The sequence below is a fragment of the Thermoplasma sp. Kam2015 genome (assembly GCF_003205235.1).
In the GTDB taxonomy this organism is placed as follows: Archaea; Thermoplasmatota; Thermoplasmata; order Thermoplasmatales; family Thermoplasmataceae; genus Thermoplasma.
The window spans coordinates 1-1135 of the sequence record NZ_QJSM01000007.1; the positions used below are offsets into that span (position 1 = coordinate 1).

The window sequence follows — 1135 nt, forward strand, 5'->3', positions numbered from 1 at the left end:
AATATATTAAAAATTTAAGTTATAAAAATAACAAATATAGAGAAGTTCATAATATCACCTAGAGCCTGTAGAATTTTGCATTCTCAGGCATGACAAATCTACAGTTTTTGAAAAAGTTAAATATCATTAATTCAATATATCAAAGTATGACACCAAAACTGGAACTCAGGAATATCAATAAAGCCTACGGCAAACTGAGGGTGATATCAGATCTATCCATCACAATTGAGAAAGGTGAATTCTTTGTTATTTTAGGCCCATCCGGCACGGGAAAATCAACCCTTTTGAAGATTATAGTTGGAATTGAGCAACCAGACTCGGGAAAAATTTTCATAGATGGGAAAGATGTTACAAAATTACCCCCAAACAAGAGAAATATAGCTATGGTTTTCCAAAATTATGCTCTATATCCAAACATGAGTGTTTATGATAATATTGCCTTCCCGCTAAGGATGAACCATTTCAGGAATATACCCAGACGTGTACATGAAGTGGCGCAAAAGCTGGGTATAGAAAACTTACTTGATAAGAAGGTTACTCAAATAAGTGGAGGACAACAGCAAAGGGTAGCTTTGGCAAGAGCGATAGTACGCAATCCTGCATTGTTTCTGCTTGATGAACCCCTGAGCAACTTGGACGCTAGGGTCAGATACGCTGCAAGAAATGAATTGAAGAAAATTCAGGAAGAACTCGGGCAGACATTTCTCTTCGTCACTCACGATCAGAAGGAGGCTGAAGCGCTTGGTGATAGAATTGGAGTTCTCCACAATGGTAAATTTGAGCAGATAGGATCATATGATGAACTGTATAACGATCCAAAGACAATTTGGGTTGGTGATTTCATAGGCGATTATCCTATGAATTTCATAGGCAATATGGGCTTTCGACCAGAATGGGCCACAGTTACAGATAAGGGCGAATACCAGGCCAGAGTGGATTCTTTGGAATCTGTTGGCGGAACCTATTTCCTGCACTGCATGGGTCCGGAAGATTCACAGTTGATTCTCAAGGCGGAGAAAAAATACAATGCAGGCGATATTATAAATTTCAACATAAATAAGTATAAGGTATTTGATCAATTGGAAAATCAAATTCAATGACCTTTTTTAAAAATTCTCGGTTCAATAATTTAATA

General features: G+C 37.4%; 1 protein-coding gene. It reads left to right on the forward strand.

Annotated elements, in window-relative coordinates; all coding sequences use genetic code 11:
• The first annotated feature begins 146 nt into the window (after positions 1 to 146).
• Positions 147 to 1100 carry an ABC transporter ATP-binding protein gene (locus tag DMB44_RS00765; protein WP_110640164.1) on the forward strand — a complete coding sequence of 318 codons (954 nt, stop codon included), beginning with the start codon at positions 147 to 149 and terminating at the stop codon, positions 1098 to 1100.
• Positions 1101 to 1135 lie beyond the last annotated feature (35 nt).